We start from the raw sequence: 19,880 nt of genomic DNA on the forward strand, positions 1-19,880 counted from the left end.
CACGATTTTCGGGCGGACCGCGGCGAGGCGCCAGGTGTTCGACCGGACGCCGTTGGCGCCGTTAACCGCGAAAGACGTCGAGCGAGCCGACGTGGGCGCGATTTGTCTTCAACCGCTCCTGCAATTCCCACGTTCCATCGGAGCGCCGTTGCCACGTGTCCCTGTAGTCGCCGAGCGTGTAAAACCTTGTCGCGGGGTTTGCGTCCGAGCTCAGGTGAACATCGTGGACGTAGGCACGACTGATCGCGGTGTCGCCGTCGACATCGATGACCACGTTGGCGAGAAGATGTTGGGTCGGACCGCAATTGTCGAGGAAGCCGCGGATCAGCTCGATCATCGCCGCCCTTCCGCGCAGGCGGCCGGTCCCGAAGTCGCCCTCGGCGTCATCGGCCAAGATCTCGGCCATCGCGGCCCAGTCGCGATCGTCCATCGCGCGGGCGAACTGCTTCAACGCTCGTTCGATGTCACGCTCGTCGAGCAGGATTCGCAGTCGATCGCCGTCCATGGGTCGAGGAGGCTCAGCCCTTGGCCGCGGACCGGCCCGCGCGGCGGCCGTAGAAGCTGCCGTCGCCGAGCGAGATGCCGCTGGCGTAACCCCACGCGGCCAGTCCCGCGGTCGACCGGCCGGCGGCGAAGAGCCCCGGGATGGGCTCGCCGCTGACGTGCAGGACCTCGGCCTCCAACGTGGTCGCCAGCCCACCCAGCGTGAACCCTCCGGTGTTCTCCCGCAGGTCGATTGCCCCGACCGGGGAACCGATCGGCCTGAGCCACTCGGGCTTCTTGTGCAGGAGCGGATCCTCGCCGCGCGCCGCGCCCTCGTTGTAGGCGGCCACCGTCGCCTGCAGCGACCCGGGGGCCAGGCACATGTCGCGTTCCAGGTCGGCCACGGTGTCGGCCACCCAGGTCGGCTGGCGCAGCATGAACTTGGGCGACCACGACGCCATCGCCTCCTGCTGTGCGTCGTCGTCAATGATCAGGTACGCGACGTTGTCCTGCTGGTACAGCGTCAGCTGCCCGACCCGGCCCGGATAGGTGTCCTCGGGGACGTAGCGCTGGCCGCGGCCGTTGACCAGGATGCCGCGCACCAGTTGCTGGGGATCGATGAAGATCGCGACCTCGGTGGCGTCCATGTGGGCCAGATCGGCGCCCAGCGCCTGCGCCATCCGGATCGCCTGCCCGTCGTGCTGCTCGATCGAGGCGGCCGGCCGCCCTGCGATCCGCGGCGCGTACCGCGCCACCATCGCGTCGTTGTAGGCGAAGCTGCCCGTCGCCAGCACCACCCCGCGGCGGGCCCGAACCGTCATCTCCGCGCCGTATTGGCGGGCGCGGAGTCCGACGGCTCTGCCGTCGGACTCGACGATCAGGCTTTGCACGCGGACGTCGTAGAGCGCCCGCGCGCCGGCCGCCGCGGCCGTCTCGACGAGGGGCTTCATCAGCATGTAGCCGGCGCTGGCTTCGCCCTGCTTCTTGTTCTGCATCTGCGGGACGTGCCCACGCGGGGCGGGGGAGGCAATGGTGTTGAACGGATATGCGTTCTCGCCGCCGCTGTACATCAGGCCCTGGTCGCCCATCGGCTCCCAGCCCGGCTCGGAGAAAAACTCCGCCTTGAACGGCACCCCGCAACCGACGAGCCAGTCGAAATGCGCGACGCTGCCCGCGCAGTAATCGGCGATCCGGTTCTCGTCGGCGCCGGGGCCCATCGCCACGTTGAGGAAGGCGGCCATGTTGTCGACGGAATCGCTGAAGCCACAAGCTTTTTGCAGCGCGGTGCCGCCGCCGAGGTAGATGAATCCGCCGGCCATCGCCGCGGCACCGCCCCACGACCCGGTGCGTTCCAGAACCAGCACGTCGGCCCCGGACCGGGCGGCCTCGACCGCCGCGGCGGCGCCCGCGACCCCGTAGCCCGCGATGACGACGTCGGCCTCCTGATCCCAGGAAGCGATCGCTGATGCCGGGACGGGTGTGACGTCCGCGTCGGGCGTCATAACCGCATCGCCGCCGGCATCTCGCCGATCCACTGGTGACCCCAGTAGCTGTCGGCGGTGATTTCCTCTGCGGTGTAATAGGTTTCGTCGACGCGCATGCCTTCGGTGCCGAACTCGATGTCCCAATCGCCGGGCGCCCGGACGTAGAAGGAGATCATCTTGTCGTTGGTGTGGCGCCCCAGCGTGGAGGACAACTGGAACCCCTCGGCGTTGACCCGGTCCAGCGCCTGGCCCACCGCGTCGAGGGTGTCGACCTCCACCATGATGTGGACGACGCGCGGGTCGCGCAGATGCGCGGCGGGCACGATCGCCAGGCTGTGATGGCGCTCGTTGATGCCGAGGAAGCGCACCCGCACTGGGCCGAACTCTTTCGGCAACGGCACCCGGAAAGCGCCGCGGGAACGGAAACCCAGTACCTCGGTGTAGAAGTCGAACAGCCCGTTGGGGTCCATCGCGGGCAGCACGACATGACCGAGGCCCTGATCCCCGGTGACGAATTTCGCGCCGAAGGGCGTGATCACGGGGCTATGGTCGAGCACCGGACCGTGGAAAACCTCGAGCGGGTGGCCCGCGGGATCCTCGAACGCGATCGCCTCTTCGACCCTGCGCTCCTCGGCCTCGTCGACGGAGAGCTGCTTGAACGCGACGCCGGCACCGTCAAGGGTGGACTTGACCCGTTGCAGCGCCGCACGATCGCGCACCTCCCAGCCGATGGTGAGCACCCGCTCCGTTTCGCCGGGCACGACGGCGATCCGGGCGGCCCGCTCGTCCATCCGCAGGTACAGCGCCGAAGGGTCGGATCCCTTACCTTCGGCGAAACCCAGGACGTCGAAGGCGAAATGCCGCCAGCGATCGACGTCGTTGGTCGAAATACTGATGTAGCCAAGGCTTTTCAGGTCGCTCATCGCGTGCTCCTAGGTTGCCGTTAAATCAACGCCCGCAGCGGGCCTTCCGGCGGGTCGATGCCCAGCGAACTGAGCGCGGACGCGTGATAGGTGGTGCCGGGGACATGGATGGCGTGCATTTGGCCGACATGCACGTCTCGCCAGTAGCGTTGCAGTGGCTTGTCCATCCGTGACGCATTGCCGCCCGAACGGGCGAAGATTTCGTCGACCGCCGACACCGCGCGCCAGACCGCACGGACTTGAGTGCGGCGACCCGCGGCGCGGTCGGCAAACGACACGTCCTTGCCGGCGGCGACCATGTCATAGATGCGGTCGGCGTTGGCGAGCAGTTCCTGGCGGGCGGCGTTGATGTCGGCTGCGGCCTCGCCGACGGCGTACATGACGTACGGGTCGTCCTTGATCGCGGTTCCGGTGGCGCCGACTCGCTCCCGCTGATAGTCGAGGTGCGCGGCCAGCGCACCCTCGGCGATGCCGATGGTCGCCGCGGAGATGCCTAGCGGGAACATCGTCGACCACGGCATCAGGTACAGCGGATCGGTCATGCCGGCCTCACGCTGGGCGGTGCCGTCCATCACCTTGGTCGCGTCCATGGTGCGGTAGGTCGGGACGAACGCGTCCTTGACGATGACGTCCTTGGAACCGGTTCCACGCAGCCCGACCACATTCCAGGAGTCCTCGACGATCTCGTAGTCCTTGCGGGGCAGGATCATGTGCAGCATCTGCGGCGGCATCAAAGGTATGCCCTGCTCGTTGCCGAGCATCGCGCCCAGGATGATCCAGTCGCAATGGTCCGTACCCGAGCTGAACTGCCAGCGGCCGTTGAAGATGTAGCCGCCGTCCACGGGCTTGGCCACGCCCTGTGGCGCGTACGGCGAAGCCATCCAGGTGTCGACGTCGTCGGCCCAGACCTCGGCAGCGACCTTCGGATCGGCATAAGCCAGCTGGTAGGGGTGCACGCCCACCACACCGACGATCCAGCCGGCGGCCGGATCCAGTGCCGCCGTGGCCATCACCGTCTCGGCGAACTCGCGGGGGTGGGCCTCGAAACCCTGGTACTTCTTGGTTTGCAGCAACCGGATCAAACCGGCCGCCTTCATGTTCTTGACCGTCTCATCCGTAAGCCGGCCGATCTGCTCGGCCATGGGTGCCTGCTCGCGCAATTGGTCGGCCATTTCTACGACTCGGTCAAGTACCCGCTCGCTCATTTCATCGTCCTAACGTGGGTGGGCTTATTGAATGGTTTACCGCAGTCCAGGCACCGACTCGCCGCTGATCCCGATCAGCGGACGAAATTGCGTCATAACCCGGCATAGGTGCCGTTGTCAACGACGCGGTCCCGCCGATTAACGGCAGCGCCGCCTCCTACACTTTCGCGAGTAGGCCGGCGTCGATCACGATCTGGGTGCCGGTGATGTAGCGCGCCTCGTCGGAGGCGAGGAACACCACGGCGTTGCTGATGTCGACGGGTTCGACCCAGGGCACCGGCAGCAGGTGGCGAGCGGTGAGCACCTCGGCGGCGTCCTCCGCTGTCGGGTTCTCCAAGTCCGGCCGTAGGCGCCGAAACGTCGCCTCGTTGAGCACCATCGCGGTTCCGACCGCCCCGGGGTGAACGGTGTTGACGCGGATGCCTCGAGGGCCGAGCTCGTTGGCGAGCGTGCGTGCCAGTCCTACCACGGCATGCTTGCTGGCGGTGTAGGCGGCTGTGTTGGCCGTGCCCCGAATACCGTTGGTGGAGCTGATAATGACGACGGATCCGCCTCGCTCGCCAATGTGCAGTACACCCGCCCTGACGGTGTGCCAGACACCGGTGAGGTTGATATCCAGGACCTGCTGCCAGCTTTCGGCGGTGATCTCCCAAGTAGGGGCGCCCGCCGGATGGATTCCCGCATTGGCGACAACCACGTCGATGCGACCGAGTTCGGCGACGGCGACATCCACCGCGGCCGTCATCGCGCTGAAGTCGCCGACGTCGGCCAGACCCGTCGCGACGCGCACCCCATGCCGTGCGACGGCGGTCGCGGTCTGTTCGAGGTCGGCGGCCGACTCGGGCATGTCCAGCGCGATGACGTCGGCGCCCTCCTCGGCGAACCGCTCACAGTGGCAGCGTCCGCTGCCCCGGGCGGCCCCGGTCACCAACGCAACGCGGCCACGCAGACCAGACATCAGGATCCCTTGATCAGTGAGAATCCCTTGTAGCCGGCGTCGGCGATCTCGGTGCAGATGTCGAGGTAGACCCCGAAGCCGCCGATGAAAAGCATGAACACGCGCGGCTTCCCGGGGATGTTGGCTCCGAGGTACCACGAGTTGGCCTTGGTAAACAGGGTGGCGTCGGCCCGGCGGGCGCACTCGGCGACCCAGTCATCGACCGCGTCCGGGGTCGCCTCGATCGCGGTGTAGCCGTGGGCGTCGAGGTAGGTGATGCAGTCGGCGATCCAGTTCACGTTGGCCTCGGCGTGCAACACCATGTTCGCCAGCACCGCGGGAGCCCCCGGGCCGCATACCACGAAGAGATTGGGGAACCCGTCGACGCCCAAACCGAGGTAGGTGCGGGGTCCGTCGCGCCAGTAATCGCGGAGCCGCCTGCCGGCCCGGCCGACGATGTCGATCTTGGCCAGCGCACCGGTCATCGCGTCGAAGCCGGTCGCGAGCACGATCATGTCGACGTCGTAGTGGGCGTCGGTGGTGTTGATCCCGGTCGGGTCGATGGACTCGATCGGTGTGTGGCGCACGCTGACCAACTTCACATTGGGGCGATTGAAAGTTTGAAAGTAGTTGGTATCGGTGCAGATTCGCTTAGTCCCGATCGGGTGGTCGTTAGGGATCAGCAGTTCGGCCAGCGACGGGTCATCGATGATCGCACGGACCTTCTCTTCGTAGAACTTGCGGGCCTCGTCGTTGGCGGCCGGGTCGACCATCTGGTCCGTGAAGGTCTTGGAGAACAGCACGCCGCCGAGATCCCAGCGCTTCTCGAATGCCGCGCGGCGTTCCTCGGGCGTGGCCTCCATCGTCAGCTTGGGATACGCCACGTGCGGCGAACCGCCGGAGCTGCGCCATGACGCCCGCCGCCGCTTCGCGTAGTTGGCCTTGACCTCGGCGCGGTCGGCATCAGTGAGAGGCCGATTGCCCGCGGGCACGCTGTAATTCGGGGTGCGCTGGAAGACATAGAGCTGGGACGCGGCTTCGGCGATGATCGGGATCGACTGGATGCCAGACGATCCGGTGCCGATGACCGCCACCCGCTTGCCGGCGAAGTCCACCGGCTCGTGGGGCCACGATGCGGTGTGGTGGACATCCCCGGCGAAGGTTTCCAACCCGGGGAAGGAAGGGGTCAGCGCCGCCGACAAGGGGCCGGTTGCCATCAGGCAGAACCGCGCGGTCACCTGCTCGCCGCTATCGGTGGTCACCGTCCAGCGCAGGCTCCGTTCGTCGAGTACCGCCGACGTGACGCGGGCGTTCAGCGTCACGTCGCGGCGCAGATCCAGTCGGTCGGCGACCCAGTTGATGTAAGCGAGGATCTCGGCCTGGGTGGCGTACTTCTCCGACCAATCCCACTCCTGCTGCAATTCATCCGAAAACGAGTAGCAATAGTCCACGCTTTCGACGTCGCAGCGGGCGCCGGGATATCGGTTGAAGTACCAGGTTCCGCCAATGTCGGGCCCGCTCTCGAACACCCGGGCTCTCAACCCTGCCGACCGTAGCTTGTGCAGGGCGTAGAGGCCCGCGAAGCCCGCACCGACGACAACGGCATCGACTTCCGGGGCCATCCGCGGATCGCTTGCAGTCTTCACAGGCGCCTACGGTAGGTCGCGGAGGGCGCAGACGGCCGCAGTGTCCCGGTGACCGGACGCCGGGATGACGGCCTCCCGGCCACCGGAATGACGCCGCCGCCGCTACCGGCCGCCTCGTAAGAATCGCGGTATGCCAGAAGTCGGAAGGCGTGATACTGCCGTGCCCACCGACGCGCGGGCTGCCACCGTCGAGGTCGAGTTGGACGGCGAGCTCTATCGGCTGCGGTGGCCGCGCGACAAATCCCTCGTGGACACGATGCTCGACGCGCGAATTGACGTGCCACATTCGTGTCGCGAGGGCCATTGCGGCTCGTGCGTGGCGACGTTGTTGTCCGGGGAGGTGGACTTGGTCGGTGGCGATGTTCTCGGACCCCAAGACCGTGCCGAGGGCTTGATCCTGTGCTGCCAGGCGCGCCCGCTCAGTGACCATGTCCACGTCGAGTTTTAACGTCGCATGACAGGGCGTCTTGCCGGCAAGGTCGCGCTGATCACCGGCGCAGCGCGGGGGATCGGCCGCGCACAGGCGGTGCGGTTCGCGCAGGAGGGCGCCGACATCGTGGCGCTCGACGTGTGCGGACCCATCGACACCGTGGTGGTCCCGCACAGCACGGTCGCCGACCTCGACGAGACGGCCTCGTTGGTCTCCGAGGCGGGGGGGCGGGTGCACACGGAAACGGTCGACGTGCGGGACCTCGCCGCTGTCCAGGTCGCCACCGACCGCGGCGTGCGGCGGTTCGGTGGATTGGACGTGGTATGCGCGACCGCCGGAATCACGTCGCGCGGTATGGCGCTCGAGCTGGACGAAAAAGCCTGGCGCACCATGCTGGACGTCAACCTCACCGGTGTGTGGCACACATGCCGGGCCGGTGCGCCACACCTCATGGCGCGCGGCGCCGGGGCGATGATCCTCACGAATTCAATCGCCGGATTGCGCGGTCTGGTCGGTGTAGCGCATTACACGGCAGCCAAGCACGGCGTGGTCGGCCTGATGCAGAGCCTGGCCAAAGAGCTTGCACCGCACAATATTCGGGTTAACTGCGTGCACCCCACCAACGTCGACACCCCGCTGATCCAGAACGATGCGGTGCGCGCAGCATTCCGCCCCGATTTGGACCGGCCGCCGACCCGTGCCGAATTCGCCGAGGCGGCACGGAACATGAACATGCTTCCGGTCCCGTGGATCGATGCGGTCGACGTGGCCAACGCGGCTTTGTTCCTGGCATCCGACGAGGCGCGCTACATCACTTCGGTCAGCCTGCCGGTCGATGCCGGCGCCACCCAGCGATAGGGGTAATCGTGACGGACATCAGTAAATACGGCCCGTGGGCGGTGATTGCCGGCGGTTCGGAGGGGGTCGGCGCCGAGTTCGCCAAGCAATTGGCGGCCGACGGATTCAACCTTGTCCTGCTTGCCCGCAAGCCGGAACCCCTGCAGGACACAGCGCGGCAATGCCGCGAGATAGGGGTCAAGGTGCGCGAGCTGGCGGTCGATCTCCTTGACTCCGAGGCAATTTCAGCGATCATGGCCGCGACGGCCGATCTCGAGGTCGGCCTGCTGATCTACAACGCGGGCGCGAACACCTGCAGCGAGCCTTTTCTGGATGCCGACCTCGCTGACTTCTCCCGGGTGATCGACCTCAACGTCACCCGGATGCTGCAACTCGTGCAGCACTACGCCCGGCCGATGCGCGAGCGCGGGCGCGGCGGCATCCTGTTGGTCGGCTCGATGGCCGCCACACACGGCTCGATGCGGCAGTCGGTCTACACCGGTGCCAAGGCCTTCAGTCGGCTGTTCGCCGAGAGCTTGTGGCTCGAATTGCGCGAGTTTGGTGTGGACGTGCTCGAACTCGTGCTGGGGGTGACCCGCACGCCGGCCATGGCACGGCTGGGACTGAACTTCGACGTGCCGGGTCTACGGATCTCGGAACCGGTCGATGTGGCCCGCGAGGGACTCGACCACCTGAGCGACGGTCCCGTGTTCATCGCCGGCGGCAATGCCGAGGCGGTACACCAGGGCAGTGGGCCGGACCGCGCCGCGATCGTGTTGGGCGCGCATCGCACCGTGCAGGAACTCCTGGGCCAGAAATGATGCGGCTCGGATTGGCCACCCCGGTGGTGGCCGGGCTGCCTGGTGTCGCAAGCGAGTGGGAGGCGACCGCCTCGGCCGACGCGCTGGCCAGTATCGCCGAGGCCGCCGACAGGCTTGGGTTCGACTTCCTCACTTGTTCAGAACATGTCGCGGTGCCGCTCGCCGATTGCGCTACCCGCGGAGACATCTACTGGGATCCGCTGGCCACGTTGGGATTTATGGCCGCGCGGACCACCCGGATACGGTTGACGACATCGGTGGTAGTGCTCGGCTATCATCATCCGTTGGCGATCGCCAAGCAGTACGGCACCTTGGATCGGCTCAGCGGCGGCCGCGTGATACTGGGCGTCGGCGTGGGCTCGCTGGCGGCCGAATTCGACTTGCTCGGTGCGCCGTTCACCGATCGCGGCGAACGGGCCGACGACGCGCTGCGCGCCCTCCGGGCATCGCTGTCGCGACCGGAGCCGGTCTACGCTGGCAAGTACTTTTCGTATTCGGGAATCGCGTTGCGGCCTTTCGCGCTTCAATCCCCAATGCCGATCTGGGTGGGCGGCAGGACGCGACGTTCGCTGCGCCGCGCGGTGGAACTGGCGGACGGATGGATGCCGTTCGGACTGGGCCTCGACGATATTGGTCTGATGCTGACGGCCGTCGAGCTTCCCGAAGACTTCGATATCGTGCTTGGCACTTGCGGGGCCCTGGATCCCGCTCACGAGCCCGCGCGTGTCCGAGAACACCTGCGCGCGCTGCGTGACGTCGGAGCGACCGCGGTGACATGCTCGGTGCGCGCCCACTCGGCGGCACATTACGTCGATCAGTTATCAGCCCTACGGGACCTGGTGAAGGATGAGGAAGGAATCGGGTCATGAATGAGATCGACGATCTTGCGGCACGGCTTCGCCATCTCGAAGACGAACGCGAAATCTCCCGGCTCATCGCGTCGTACGGCCCGGCCGTAGATGCCGGGGACGCCGACGCCGCCGCGCAACTCTGGGCGACCAACGGCACCTACGACGTCGAAGGCTGGCAAATGAACAGCCAGAACGACGTTCATGCGATGGTGGATTCTGTGTCCCACCAGAATCTGGTGGCCAATGGCTGTTGTCACTTCATCGGACCGAGCGTCGTGACGGTGACCGAAGATTCGGCGGTGGCGGTCGCCGAATCGCTGGTGCTGGTCCGAGATGGTGAGAGCTATCGCGTATGGCGCTCGACGGCAAACCATTTCGAGCTGCGGCGCATCGAGGGGCGCTGGCGGATCACCAAACGCACCAGTCGTGTGCTCAACGGCGACCCCGGAGCGCGCGCTTTGCTGACTGCTGGGCTCGCCGGTGCGGCGGCACCGGCACTGGGTGCGGGGCCAACGTGAGGGTGAGCGGCTTTCGGCCAAAGCCGGCACGTGACGCGCGATCGCGACGGACCCGGCTGATTCAATGGGCGGCCAGTCGTGGCTGATGACAACGAAGCCGGTAGGCCGGCGGGATATGAGTCGCTCGCCGGCTCCGTCCGTCGGCTCATCGATGTCACCATCCGCACCGAAGTGGACGGTGCCGTCGTTGCGGCGGCAAAAGCGCACATCGATCGCGCGGTAGGGCTGTTGAGCGCAGACCTGATGCCCGGCTCATTCGGGCTGCGCGAAGTCGCCGACGGCCAATCCAGGGCATCCGGAAACGTCGCGATCGGGGTCCGCAATCCCGTCGCACCGCCTCTCGTGATACACCACGACGCGGAAGGTGTTGTGTGGACTGAGGTCACGCTCGGTGCCGCTTACGAGGGTCCGCCCGGTCATGTTCACGGCGGCGTGTGCGCGTTAATCCTGGACCACGTCCTCGGTGCAACCGCACATCGCCCGGGACGCCCGGCCTACACGGGCACGCTCAGCCTGCGTTATGTGCGGGGAACGCCCTTGGGTGTCGTACGCGCAAGCGCTCACGTCGATCGCATCGACGGCGCGAAGACCTTCGCGGTGGGCGAGATTGCCGACGGTGGGGGAACGACCGTCACCGCCGAAGGCGTGTTCATCACCCCACGATGACTGCGCGATGACGCTGTGGCACACCTGCAGATCGGGAGTCACCTCGATCAACAGGCGGCGGCCGTCGGCGCGACATGAGAGGTCGGCTCCCGCTGAGCGAAACGTCTGGCGCTCGATAGCTATCGGCCGGGGGGACTATTACGCTTATCGCATTCCCGTCGAGGAGATGAATTCATGGCCGCGCCTGAGACTCTTTCCCGCTACACCGTCATTTCCGCGGATACGCACGCCGGAGCCGACCTCTACGACTACAAGCCTTACCTGCCCCACGCGTTTCACGACGACTTCGATGCGTGGGCCAAGACTTACGCGAGTCCGTTTGACGATTTGATCATTGCTACGGCGAAGCGCAATTGGGACAACGAGTTGCGCATTGCCGAGATGAACGACGACGGGGTGGCGGCGGAGCTATTGCTCCCGAACACCGTTCCTCCCTTCTTCCCGACATCTCCCAACATCACCATCTCGTTGCCTCAGACTCGAGAAGAGCTCGAACATCGATGGGCGGGTGTGCAAGCGCACAACCGGTGGCAGGTTGACTTCTGTTCCCTGGCGCCGGTGCGGCGGCGAGGATTGATCCAAGTTTTCCCGAACGATGTGGACGCCGCATTAGACGAAATACGGTGGGGGAACGAGCAGGATTGCTTTGGTGGCGTGTTGTTGCCCGCGGTATCGCCAGGCGATCCCAACGTCGCTCCGCTGTTCCACACCCGCTATGAGCCAATTTGGGCATTGTGCAGCGAACTCGATCTCACGATCGTGCAGCACGGGGGTCCCGGAAGTCCGGCGATGCCCATGGATCAGCCGGCATCGAATGCCGTGCTCATCACGGAAATGGCACTGTGGGCCCAGCGCACCCTTGGGCACCTGATATTGGCCGGGGTGTTCGAACGCCATCCCGACCTGCGGTTCGTGCCGACTGAGCAGGGCACCCTTTGGGTGCAACAGCAGCTGATGACCCTGGACGCGATGGTGCCGACGCTGAAGACGGAAGCCGGTAACCGCACCTACGGAATGTTCGGCGGTTCCTCGGTCGACCAGCTAACCCTGACACCAAGCGAGTACGTTCAGCGGAACTGCTACCTGGCCAGCGAATTGACCCCCTTCGAATCAGGCATGATCGACTTCATGGGCGCTGACCACATACTCTGGGGAAGCGATTACCCCCACGAAGAGGGCTTCGCCCCGCATTCGAAGCTGGCCATCCGGTGGGCGCTGCACGACAGATCCGAAGACGAATGCCGGAAAATTCTCTCCGACAATGCGGCTCGGCTATACCGGTTCGACCTCGACGCGCTGGCGCCGATCGCGGCCGAAATCGGCCCGACGGTAGCTGAAGTGCGCACGCCTCTTGAAAAGACCGGATATCACGCCCCGGCCGCGTTCGGCTACCGCCCCTTCGAGGGAGGGCTCGCGCTGAAGCGCCTCGCTCCCCAACGCCAGTAGACGCGCGGTCGTCTTCGCCGCGCTCGCGAGCGCACCTAGCGGGAGAGGAAAGCTAGCACCACGCTTTCGAACGCCTGCCGGGCCTCGATCATGGCCCAGTGCCCGGAGTTCGGAAAGATGTGCAGCTCGGCGTTGGGGATGGTGCGCATCGGCAGGAGCGCCATGTCGGGCGGGCTCACCCGGTCGTCGCGGCCCCACGTCAGCAGGGTCGGCGCCGCCAGCTTGTGCATGACCGCCCACGGCATCGGCCGGTCGGAGGCGGCCATGCCGGCGTTCATCGCGGCGAAGGCCGCCTTGCCGTACATTCGGCGGGCCGCGTCCAGGGCGACGGGATCCGTCGCTAGCGCCCAGCGTTCCTCGATCAGCTCGTCGGTGACCAGCGACTGGTCATACACCATCGACTTGAGCCAGTCGACCAGCCGTTGGCGCGTCGGGTCCTCGACGAACTCCTGCAGCAGCCGGATGCCCTCACTGGGGCTGGGGCTGAAGATGTTGGTGCCGATGCCGCCGATGGTCACCAGCCGGTCGACGCGGTCGGGATTTCCGATGGCGAAGTTGATGCCGACGCCGCCGCCCATCGAGTTGCCGACGATGTGCGTCTTGCCGACACCCAGCGCGTCCAGGAACGGCCCGACGGTGCCGAACGCCATGACCATCGGGTGGCCGCCGAAGTCGTCGCTGACGCCGAAACCGGGGAATTCCAGGACCAGGCAGCGGTACTGCTCGGCGAATGTCGGCAATATCCCGCGAAAGTTGCGCCAGCCGGTGACCCCGGGACCCGAGCCGTGCAGGAAGAGCAGCGTCGGCGCCGAATCGGGGCCGCAGTCGTAGTAGCGCAATGCGCCCTTCGGAGTTCCGATTTCGCGCAGGTCTTGTTCGACGAGTTCAGAAGTGTTGGCCACGGATGTCACCCTGCCATGCCGCCGCGGCGAGCGGGAGCGGTGTTCCAGCGATCGGTCATCTAAAGTCTCTGGCCATGTCGGGTAGCTTGCTGGTCACCGGCGTCGACGCGTCCGGGCGGTCGTGCGCGGCGCGCGACGAGTCCGTCACGCTGCAAGGGGATGCCGGACGCGGCGGGCTGCGCTATTCGGTGCTGTACGCGGCGCCGTCCCTGCCGTCCGTTGCCGCCGGCGGGCGGGTCGCGGACCTGCTCGACCTGGTCGTCCCGCCCGGCGCGCTGCGCTGGACGATGATCGAGTACGCACCCGGCGCCGAGTTCGCCATGCACCACACGGACACCGTCGATTTCGACGTCGTGCTTTCCGGCTCGGTGGACCTGATCCTCGACGACGGCGCGCACCCGCTCGCCGCCGGTGACAGCGCGGTGGTCACGGGCGTCGACCACGCCTGGCGCGCGGGCCCGGAGGGGTGCCGCCTCGCCGTCCTGACGATCGGCGCAGAGCCACCGGCCTGAAACACCAAGCGGCGCAGTCAATCACGGGACGGTCGCCGGCGGCGGGGAGCAATCCATCAATTCCTTCAGCGCCGCGGGAAACGCGTCGGCGAGCTCCCACAGGTCCGGAACGAGGTCGGGGCACGAAATGATGCCGATGCCGAGCCGGCCGTTGAGCGACATGACCGTCACGTTGAGCCCGGCGCCCGCGATGATCGGCCCGAGCGGATACATGGCGTCGATCCGGCACCCGAGGAAGTAGAGCTGTTCCTGCGGGCCGGGCACGTTCGACAACACCAGGTTGTGTGGCGGCTTCTCGGGCAACGGGATTCGCGGCAACAGCTTCATGGCAGCGCCGAACATGGTTTGCCCGGCCACTTGCGTCCAGTCCTGCAGGAGGGTGGGGCCCATCGCGGCGGCATGGTCTTTGGCGCAGGCGTTGGCTTCGGCGATGCTGATCAGTCGCTGGGCCGGCTCGTCGATGTGGGTTTCGAGCCGGCACAGCATCCACGTGGTCTGGTTTCGGCCCGGTCGATCGGACCTGCCGCGCACCGATACCGGCACGCTGGCCACCATGGGGCTGTCCGGTAGTTCGCCCCGGTCGGACAGGAACTGGCGCAGCGCCCCCGCGCACAGCGCCGTCACCACGTCGTTGATCGTCACGCCGAACCGGTTCTTGACCGTCTTGACGTCGTCGAGGTCCACGGTGGTCAGGGCGACGTTGCGCCGGCGGGTGAACGGGCCGTTGAACGCCGTCGGCGGCGCGGCGAACGGGGCGGCCATCGTGGGCCCGCCGCCCCGGGCGCGCAACACGGTCTGCCCGAGGGTCAGCACGGTCGCCGGCACCACTTTGGCCAACCGCCACGGCCGCAACGCGGCGCCGATCAACCCCGACGCGGCGATCTGCAGTAGGTTCGCCCCACCGGTGCGTTCCACGGGGGCGGGCGGCGGCGCGTCGGCCGCGCTGCTGCACAGCTGGGCCAGCAGGTTGGCGCCCCCGACCCCGTCGACCACCGCGTGGTGGGCCTTGAGGACGACGGACAGGGCCTCGGTGCCGTGCAGGCCCTCGATGACCCACATCTCCCACAGCGGGCGATCCCGATCGAGGGCCAGGCCCGCGACGTGCCCGCAGATCTCCGCTAACTCCTTCGGCCCGCCGGGCGAGGGGAGCGCGACGTGGTGCAGGTGTCGAGAGAGGTCGAAGCTTTCGTCGTCGACCCAGACCGGATGGTCGAAGTTGAGTTGGCTGTCGGCCAGCTTGAGGCGAAATTCGGGCACGGCGTCCACCCGCGCCGCCAGCGCCTCCCGGAACCCCTCGAACGTGTAGCCGCCCGGTTTCGTTTCCGGGTCCAGCTCCACGACACAGCAAACATTCAATGGCTGCGTCGGTGACTCCAGGTACAAAAAGAACGCGTCCAGCCCGCTGAGTCGTTGCATGCCCCGCCCATCTCGTTCGCACGGTCGTGACCCCTGGTCACATGACCGGCGGTCAACCCCGGCCCCCGATCGCGCACAGCATCAGAGCAGACCGCAATCTCTTGATGTGATCCCTAATCTGTAGCCGGTTGGCGGGCGTTGGCAAACATCTCGGCGGTACATTTAACGAAATCGCCACCAAGATTCATCTGACCGCCGCGCGGGTCAGCGGGCCATGGTCGAATCCGGGGCCGCCCAGTCCGTCGACACCTTGCGATGCTTGATCAGCCACCTGCCGCCGTCCGGCACGAGCACGTCGCGGTAGCGGCCGAAATGGTCGAGCCCGATGTGGGTGACCACGGTGAAGTAGGACGAGACCTCCGCCCGGTCGGGGGTGAGGCCGGTGAAGAGCACATTGGCGACGTTGTGCCGCACGACGGGCTTGACGTCGACGTTGCGGGCGACGTTGCCCTTGACGCCGCCGAGGAACGACACGATCTCGGTTCGCCCGCGCAATGGCTGCCGCCCGCGGATCTCGAGGACTCCGTCCGCGCAGAACGTCTCCGCCAGGCCCTCGAGCCGGCCCGCGTCACCCGACCAGTTGTAGCGCGCGAGCGTGTCCCGGATCTGCTCACGGGCGAGCAATTCCCACATCTCCACCGTCGCGAGCCTAATGCGCGAGCGTGCGTTACCTGACGAGATAAGGCCGGAAGCTGCGTTGGGCCGTCGGCGTGACCCCGTTCAAGTCGAAGACCGCGATGAGGGCACGCAAGAGGGCGGGGGACCAGTCCTCGAAATGCTGCGCATCCATGCGATCGAGCAGCTCGCTGCGTAGGTGCTCGATGCCGGTGGGCTCTTGATGATCGCTCATGTCGTGAACGACGCTAAAAGCGGCGTCCGCTGCTTGTACAGCCAACTGGTCAGATTCAAATGTCATTCCTGCGAATATGAAGCGGGAATGAATCGCCGCGCGCGACGGTATAAGCACGCATGAAACTCAACGACGCCGCGCGCGATCTTATTGGTAAGGGTGCCGACGCCACCCTGGTCACCCTGAATCCCGACGGCAGCCCCCAGGTCAGCGTTGTCTGGGTCGCGTTGCAGTCGACGCCCGACGGGGATGAACTCGTCACCGCGCACCTCGCCGAACACAAGAAGGTGCGCAACGTCCGCAACGACCCCCGCGTCGCCGTCACGATCCTGGCGCTGGACAAAGCGGGCCAGGGGATGCGGCCCTACCTGTCCGTCACCGGTACCGCGCGCATCGTCGAGGGCGGGGCGCCCGAGCTCCTGACCGAGCTCAACCCGGTCCTGGGCGACCCGAACATGAAGTTCCCGCCGGACGGCGCGCCGCCGGGATTCCTCACCCGCATCCGCATCGAGAAGGTCGGCGGCATCGGCCCCTGGACGGCCTGAGAATCGGGGGCCTGGCGGCGTGTGAATCGAGGGCTTTCAGCGTGTACAGGTGGCGGGATTCGGGCGATCTTCCCACCCAGGATTCACACGCAAGACCCACGATTCACACCCAACGCCGAAGGCCGATTAGCCGGCGTACCGCCGCAGCAGGCTCCGGGTGCGGGCTCGGCCCTCGTCGGAGGTGTCGAATGCGTAGCCGACGAACTCGTCGACACCGGCCGCGCGCAGTTCATCGAGGCGTTCCGTGACGGTCGCCTCGTCGCCGATGAGGGCCGCATCCTGCGGGTCGCGGTATCCCTCGCGATCGAGCATGGCCCGGTATGACGGCAGTTGCCCGTAGAGCACGAACTGTTCGGCCGCTTGTGCACGCAGCCCGTCGACGTCATCGGTGACCGCGATCGGCAGCGAGGCCGCCACCCGCACCGCGCCCTCTGGGCGGCCGGCCTCGGCGGCCGCGTTGCGAAGAGTGGGCCCGACGTGTTCGGCGAGGGTCTTGGGTCCGGTCATCCACGTCTCCGTCCCCGCGCAGCGCCGACCCGTCAGCCGCAGCAGCTGCGGGCCGAGGGCCGCGATATACACCGGAGGCGCCGGGGCGCCGGGAACGCGCACCGATCCGCGGGTGGTCACCGTCTCACCCGTGGCGTTGGCGTCCTTGCCTTCCAGCAGGGGCAGCAGGCCGTCGAGGTACTCGCCGAGTCGGCGCACCGGCTTGTCCCACGGAATCCCCCACATTCCCTCGGTGACCATGCGATGGGTCATGCCCAGCCCGAGGGTGAATCGGCCGCCGGAGATCAGGCTGAGGGCGAGCGCGCGCTGCGCCATCAGCATCGGCTGCTGGTTCTGGATCGGCAGCACACCCGTCGCCACCTCGATCGTGTCCACCTCGCGGAACGCGACCGCAAGGACGGTCAACACGTCTGCCTGCCAAGGCATTTGGGCCACCCAGACTCTGCGGAATCCCTCGTCGCGCAGCGCCGCGAGCTCCGCTACGAAGTCGTCGACCAGCGACCGCGAGGGGTCGTCGCTGAGGAAGCAATTCACGCTGATCTGCACCTTATGTTCCTCTCTTTCGCCCTCTGAAAGATGCTACTTCCGCTACCGGCAGTAGCGGAATACAGTGGGTGGGTGGCGACCGGCGAGGACGGCAGGCACCTGCGCACCTGCCCACTGTGTGAAGCGATGTGCGGCTTGGAAATTCAGGTCGAGGGCGGCAAAGTCACCAGCATCCGCGGCAACCGCGACGACGTCTGGAGCCGCGGGCACCTGTGCCCCAAGGGCGTGTCGCTGGCCGCGGTGCACGACGACCCGGACCGCATCCGGCGCCCGATGATCAAGGTCGACGGGCAGTGGCAGGAGGTCAGCTGGGACGCGGCGTTTCGTCGCTGCACCGAACTGCTCACACCGGTGATCGAAAAGTACGGGATCGGTGCGGTCACCGCCTATACCGGTAACCCACTGGCGCACTCGTTTTCGCTGGCCCGGTATGCGGGCGTGCTGATGGGCATGTCCGGGATGCCGGTCACCTACTCGCCCGGGACCGTCGACCAGTGGCCCAAGAACCTGTCGTCGCATCTGATGTACGGCCTGTGGTGGAACTTCCCCGTGCCCGACATCGAGCGCACCGACCTGATGGTGATCATGGGCGCCAACCCCGCCGCCTCGCAGGGTTCGCTGCTGGCCGCGCCCGACGTGATGGGCCTGATCAACGGTATTCGCAAACGCGGCAGGGTGATCGTCATCGACCCGGTGCGCACCCAGACCGCCGCCCAGGCCGACGAGTGGCTGCCGATCGTGCCCGGCACCGACGCGGCGCTGTTGCTGGCCGTCGCGCACACCCTCTTCGACGAGGATCTGGTCAACGCCGGACCGCACGTCGACGGTCTCGACACGATGCGCCGGGTCGCCGCCGAGTGGCCGCCGGAGCGGGTGAGCGCGGTCACCGGCATCGACGAAGACCGCATCCGCCGGCTGGCCCGCGAACTCGCCGGCACCGAGCGATCGGTGGTGTACGGGCGAATCGGCCTGTGCAATCAGGAGTTTGGCAGCCTGGCCAGCTGGCTGGTCGACGTGATCAACATTCTGACCGGCCATTTCGACGCGCCCGGCGGCGCGATGTTCCCCAAGCCGGCGGCCTGGTCGATCACCACGCAGCCACTGCCCGGCCTGGAGGGCGGCCTCCCGGAATTCGGACGCTGGCGCACCCGGGTGCGCGGCGCGAAGGAGGTTCTCGGGCAGGCCCCGGTGTCTTGCATGGCAGAAGAAATCGCCACACCCGGGGAGGGGCAGCTGAAGGCGCTGATCACGGTCGCCGGCAACCCGGTGCTGTCGACGCCCGGCGGCGACAAGCTCGACGAGGTGCTGCCGATGCTGGAAGCGATGATCTCCGTTGACCTTTGGCTCAACGAGACGACGCGGCACGCGGATGTGATCCTGCCCGGGCTGTCCCCGCTCGAGCAGCCGCACCATGACGACCTGATCCTCCTCTTCGCGATCCACAGCATCGCCAACTACTCGGCGCCGGTGTTCGACCCGGGTGACCGCCCGCACGAATGGGAGATCCTGATCCGGCTGACCGGCCTGTGCACCGGGACACCGGCCGAGGACGTCGACGTCGCCGCCATCGACGACGGGTTCTTCGACTACCTAGCCTTCACCCAGGGAGTCGACGGCGCGGAGATCCGCAAGCTCTACGAGCACGGCGGGCCCGAGCGGATGCTCGACCTCACGCTGCGAACCGGGCCGTTCGGGGACCAGTACGGCAAGAACCCGGGCGGGCTGACGCTGGACCTGCTCAAGGCGAACCCGAACGGAATCGACTTCGGGCCGATGGTGCCGCAGCTGCCCGACATCCTGGGCACCCCCGACAAGAAAATCCGCCTCGCGCCGCAGTACCTGCTCGACGACCTGCCGCGGTTGGCGGCGCGTATGGAGCGCCCGGCCGAGCCGCTCGTCCTGGTCAGTCGCCGGCATGTGCGATCGAACAACACCTGGATGCACAACGTGCCCGCGCTGATGAAGGGCAGGGACCGCTGCACCTTGCTGATCCACCCCGACGACGCGGCCCGCTGCGGAGTCGCCGACGGCGACATCGTGACGGTGAAATCGGCGGCCGGCGAGATCAAGGTGCCCGTCGAGGTCACCGAGGCGATCAAACCCGGCGTCGTGTCGATGCCGCACGGCTGGGGGCACGGCAAACCCGGCACCCGCATGTCGGTGGCCAACGGTTCACCGGGGGCCAACACCAACGTGCTGTCCCCCCCGACGTTCCTCGACGAACCGTCGGGCAACGGCGCCCTCAACGGCATCCCGGTGACCATCATCGACGATCAAGCCCGGTTCCGGTCCGCGCAGACCGTCTGAACCCGCGCGATTCACAGCCGATCGCTAACAACGATTCAGCGTGCTGCT

The 19,880-nt window shown here is 66.9% G+C and carries 21 protein-coding genes; 10 read left to right on the top strand and 11 right to left on the bottom strand.

Annotated features, from left to right (window positions below):
* Positions 1 to 61: 61 nt before the first annotated feature.
* The 6 genes from AC5Y4S_RS27205 to AC5Y4S_RS27230 form a co-directional block, all read right to left on the bottom strand.
* A complete protein-coding gene (locus tag AC5Y4S_RS27205) occupies positions 62 to 505 on the bottom strand; it encodes a nuclear transport factor 2 family protein (protein ID WP_500035670.1) in 444 nt (147 codons plus the stop codon).
* 13 nt (positions 506 to 518) lie between these two features.
* Entirely contained in the window at positions 519 to 1,985 is a 1,467-nt protein-coding gene (locus AC5Y4S_RS27210) for an FAD-dependent oxidoreductase (RefSeq protein ID WP_500035671.1), read from the bottom strand.
* The gene (gene bphC, locus AC5Y4S_RS27215; protein ID WP_500035672.1) at positions 1,982 to 2,890 is read right to left on the bottom strand and encodes a biphenyl-2,3-diol 1,2-dioxygenase; all 909 of its coding nucleotides are present in this window, start codon (positions 2,888 to 2,890) and stop codon (positions 1,982 to 1,984) included. The genes AC5Y4S_RS27210 and bphC overlap by 4 nt, the downstream gene beginning before the upstream one ends.
* A 20-nt stretch (positions 2,891 to 2,910) precedes the next feature.
* Positions 2,911 to 4,095, bottom strand: coding sequence for an acyl-CoA dehydrogenase family protein (locus AC5Y4S_RS27220; RefSeq protein WP_500035673.1), 1,185 nt, complete (start codon positions 4,093 to 4,095; stop codon positions 2,911 to 2,913).
* Positions 4,096 to 4,252: 157 nt separating this feature from the next.
* On the bottom strand, positions 4,253 to 5,053 hold the full coding sequence (locus AC5Y4S_RS27225; protein WP_500035674.1) for a mycofactocin-coupled SDR family oxidoreductase: 801 nt from the start codon (positions 5,051 to 5,053) through the stop codon (positions 4,253 to 4,255).
* Positions 5,053 to 6,654 (bottom strand): flavin-containing monooxygenase, encoded by a 1,602-nt coding sequence (locus AC5Y4S_RS27230; RefSeq protein ID WP_500035734.1) that lies wholly within the window; start codon positions 6,652 to 6,654, stop codon positions 5,053 to 5,055. The genes AC5Y4S_RS27225 and AC5Y4S_RS27230 overlap by 1 nt, the downstream gene beginning before the upstream one ends.
* 184 nt (positions 6,655 to 6,838) lie before the next feature.
* On the opposite strand from AC5Y4S_RS27230, the gene AC5Y4S_RS27235 reads away from it, so the two are divergent.
* The 7 genes from AC5Y4S_RS27235 (at position 6,839) to AC5Y4S_RS27265 (ending at position 12,247) form a co-directional block, all read left to right on the top strand.
* Entirely contained in the window at positions 6,839 to 7,126 is a 288-nt protein-coding gene (locus tag AC5Y4S_RS27235) for a 2Fe-2S iron-sulfur cluster-binding protein (RefSeq protein ID WP_500035675.1), read from the top strand.
* Positions 7,127 to 7,132: 6 nt separating this feature from the next.
* Positions 7,133 to 7,966: a mycofactocin-coupled SDR family oxidoreductase gene (locus tag AC5Y4S_RS27240; protein ID WP_500035676.1), complete on the top strand. Its 834-nt coding sequence runs from the start codon at positions 7,133 to 7,135 to the stop codon at positions 7,964 to 7,966.
* Between the two features lie 8 nt (positions 7,967 to 7,974).
* The gene (locus tag AC5Y4S_RS27245; protein WP_500035677.1) at positions 7,975 to 8,766 is read left to right on the top strand and encodes an SDR family NAD(P)-dependent oxidoreductase; all 792 of its coding nucleotides are present in this window, start codon (positions 7,975 to 7,977) and stop codon (positions 8,764 to 8,766) included.
* Positions 8,766 to 9,635, top strand: coding sequence for an LLM class F420-dependent oxidoreductase (locus AC5Y4S_RS27250; RefSeq protein WP_500035678.1), 870 nt, complete (start codon positions 8,766 to 8,768; stop codon positions 9,633 to 9,635). Before AC5Y4S_RS27245 ends, AC5Y4S_RS27250 begins: the two co-directional genes overlap by 1 nt.
* The gene (locus AC5Y4S_RS27255) at positions 9,632 to 10,135 is read left to right on the top strand and encodes a nuclear transport factor 2 family protein (RefSeq protein WP_500035679.1); all 504 of its coding nucleotides are present in this window, start codon (positions 9,632 to 9,634) and stop codon (positions 10,133 to 10,135) included. The genes AC5Y4S_RS27250 and AC5Y4S_RS27255 overlap by 4 nt, the downstream gene beginning before the upstream one ends.
* A 78-nt stretch (positions 10,136 to 10,213) precedes the next feature.
* Positions 10,214 to 10,801 (top strand): PaaI family thioesterase, encoded by a 588-nt coding sequence (locus tag AC5Y4S_RS27260; protein ID WP_500035680.1) that lies wholly within the window; start codon positions 10,214 to 10,216, stop codon positions 10,799 to 10,801.
* A gap of 174 nt (positions 10,802 to 10,975) precedes the next feature.
* Positions 10,976 to 12,247 (top strand): amidohydrolase family protein, encoded by a 1,272-nt coding sequence (locus AC5Y4S_RS27265; protein ID WP_500035681.1) that lies wholly within the window; start codon positions 10,976 to 10,978, stop codon positions 12,245 to 12,247.
* A gap of 35 nt (positions 12,248 to 12,282) precedes the next feature.
* Here AC5Y4S_RS27265 and AC5Y4S_RS27270 read toward each other — a convergent pair whose 3' ends face one another.
* Positions 12,283 to 13,158: an alpha/beta fold hydrolase gene (locus tag AC5Y4S_RS27270; RefSeq protein WP_500035682.1), complete on the bottom strand. Its 876-nt coding sequence runs from the start codon at positions 13,156 to 13,158 to the stop codon at positions 12,283 to 12,285.
* A gap of 65 nt (positions 13,159 to 13,223) precedes the next feature.
* On the opposite strand from AC5Y4S_RS27270, the gene AC5Y4S_RS27275 reads away from it, so the two are divergent.
* Positions 13,224 to 13,661, top strand: a complete 438-nt coding sequence (locus AC5Y4S_RS27275) for a cupin domain-containing protein (protein ID WP_500035683.1) — start codon at positions 13,224 to 13,226, stop codon at positions 13,659 to 13,661.
* Between the two features lie 21 nt (positions 13,662 to 13,682).
* On the opposite strand, the gene AC5Y4S_RS27280 is transcribed toward AC5Y4S_RS27275, so the two are convergent.
* The 3 genes from AC5Y4S_RS27280 to AC5Y4S_RS27290 all read right to left on the bottom strand — a co-directional run bounded on the left by AC5Y4S_RS27280 (position 13,683) and on the right by AC5Y4S_RS27290 (position 15,927).
* Positions 13,683 to 15,077 carry a WS/DGAT/MGAT family O-acyltransferase gene (locus tag AC5Y4S_RS27280; protein WP_500035684.1) on the bottom strand — a complete coding sequence of 465 codons (1,395 nt, stop codon included), beginning with the start codon at positions 15,075 to 15,077 and terminating at the stop codon, positions 13,683 to 13,685.
* 204 nt (positions 15,078 to 15,281) lie between these two features.
* Positions 15,282 to 15,716: a nuclear transport factor 2 family protein gene (locus AC5Y4S_RS27285; protein WP_500035685.1), complete on the bottom strand. Its 435-nt coding sequence runs from the start codon at positions 15,714 to 15,716 to the stop codon at positions 15,282 to 15,284.
* A gap of 28 nt (positions 15,717 to 15,744) precedes the next feature.
* Positions 15,745 to 15,927, bottom strand: coding sequence for a hypothetical protein (locus AC5Y4S_RS27290; RefSeq protein WP_500035686.1), 183 nt, complete (start codon positions 15,925 to 15,927; stop codon positions 15,745 to 15,747).
* 119 nt (positions 15,928 to 16,046) lie between these two features.
* On the opposite strand from AC5Y4S_RS27290, the gene AC5Y4S_RS27295 reads away from it, so the two are divergent.
* Positions 16,047 to 16,472 carry a PPOX class F420-dependent oxidoreductase gene (locus AC5Y4S_RS27295; protein WP_068183865.1) on the top strand — a complete coding sequence of 142 codons (426 nt, stop codon included), beginning with the start codon at positions 16,047 to 16,049 and terminating at the stop codon, positions 16,470 to 16,472.
* Positions 16,473 to 16,598: 126 nt separating this feature from the next.
* On the opposite strand, the gene AC5Y4S_RS27300 is transcribed toward AC5Y4S_RS27295, so the two are convergent.
* Entirely contained in the window at positions 16,599 to 17,525 is a 927-nt protein-coding gene (locus AC5Y4S_RS27300) for a TIGR03564 family F420-dependent LLM class oxidoreductase (RefSeq protein ID WP_500035687.1), read from the bottom strand.
* A gap of 72 nt (positions 17,526 to 17,597) precedes the next feature.
* On the opposite strand from AC5Y4S_RS27300, the gene AC5Y4S_RS27305 reads away from it, so the two are divergent.
* The gene (locus tag AC5Y4S_RS27305; RefSeq protein WP_500035688.1) at positions 17,598 to 19,832 is read left to right on the top strand and encodes a molybdopterin-dependent oxidoreductase; all 2,235 of its coding nucleotides are present in this window, start codon (positions 17,598 to 17,600) and stop codon (positions 19,830 to 19,832) included.
* The last annotated feature ends 48 nt before the right edge of the window (positions 19,833 to 19,880 follow it).

This window comes from Mycobacterium sp. NGS64 (genome assembly GCF_059812245.1).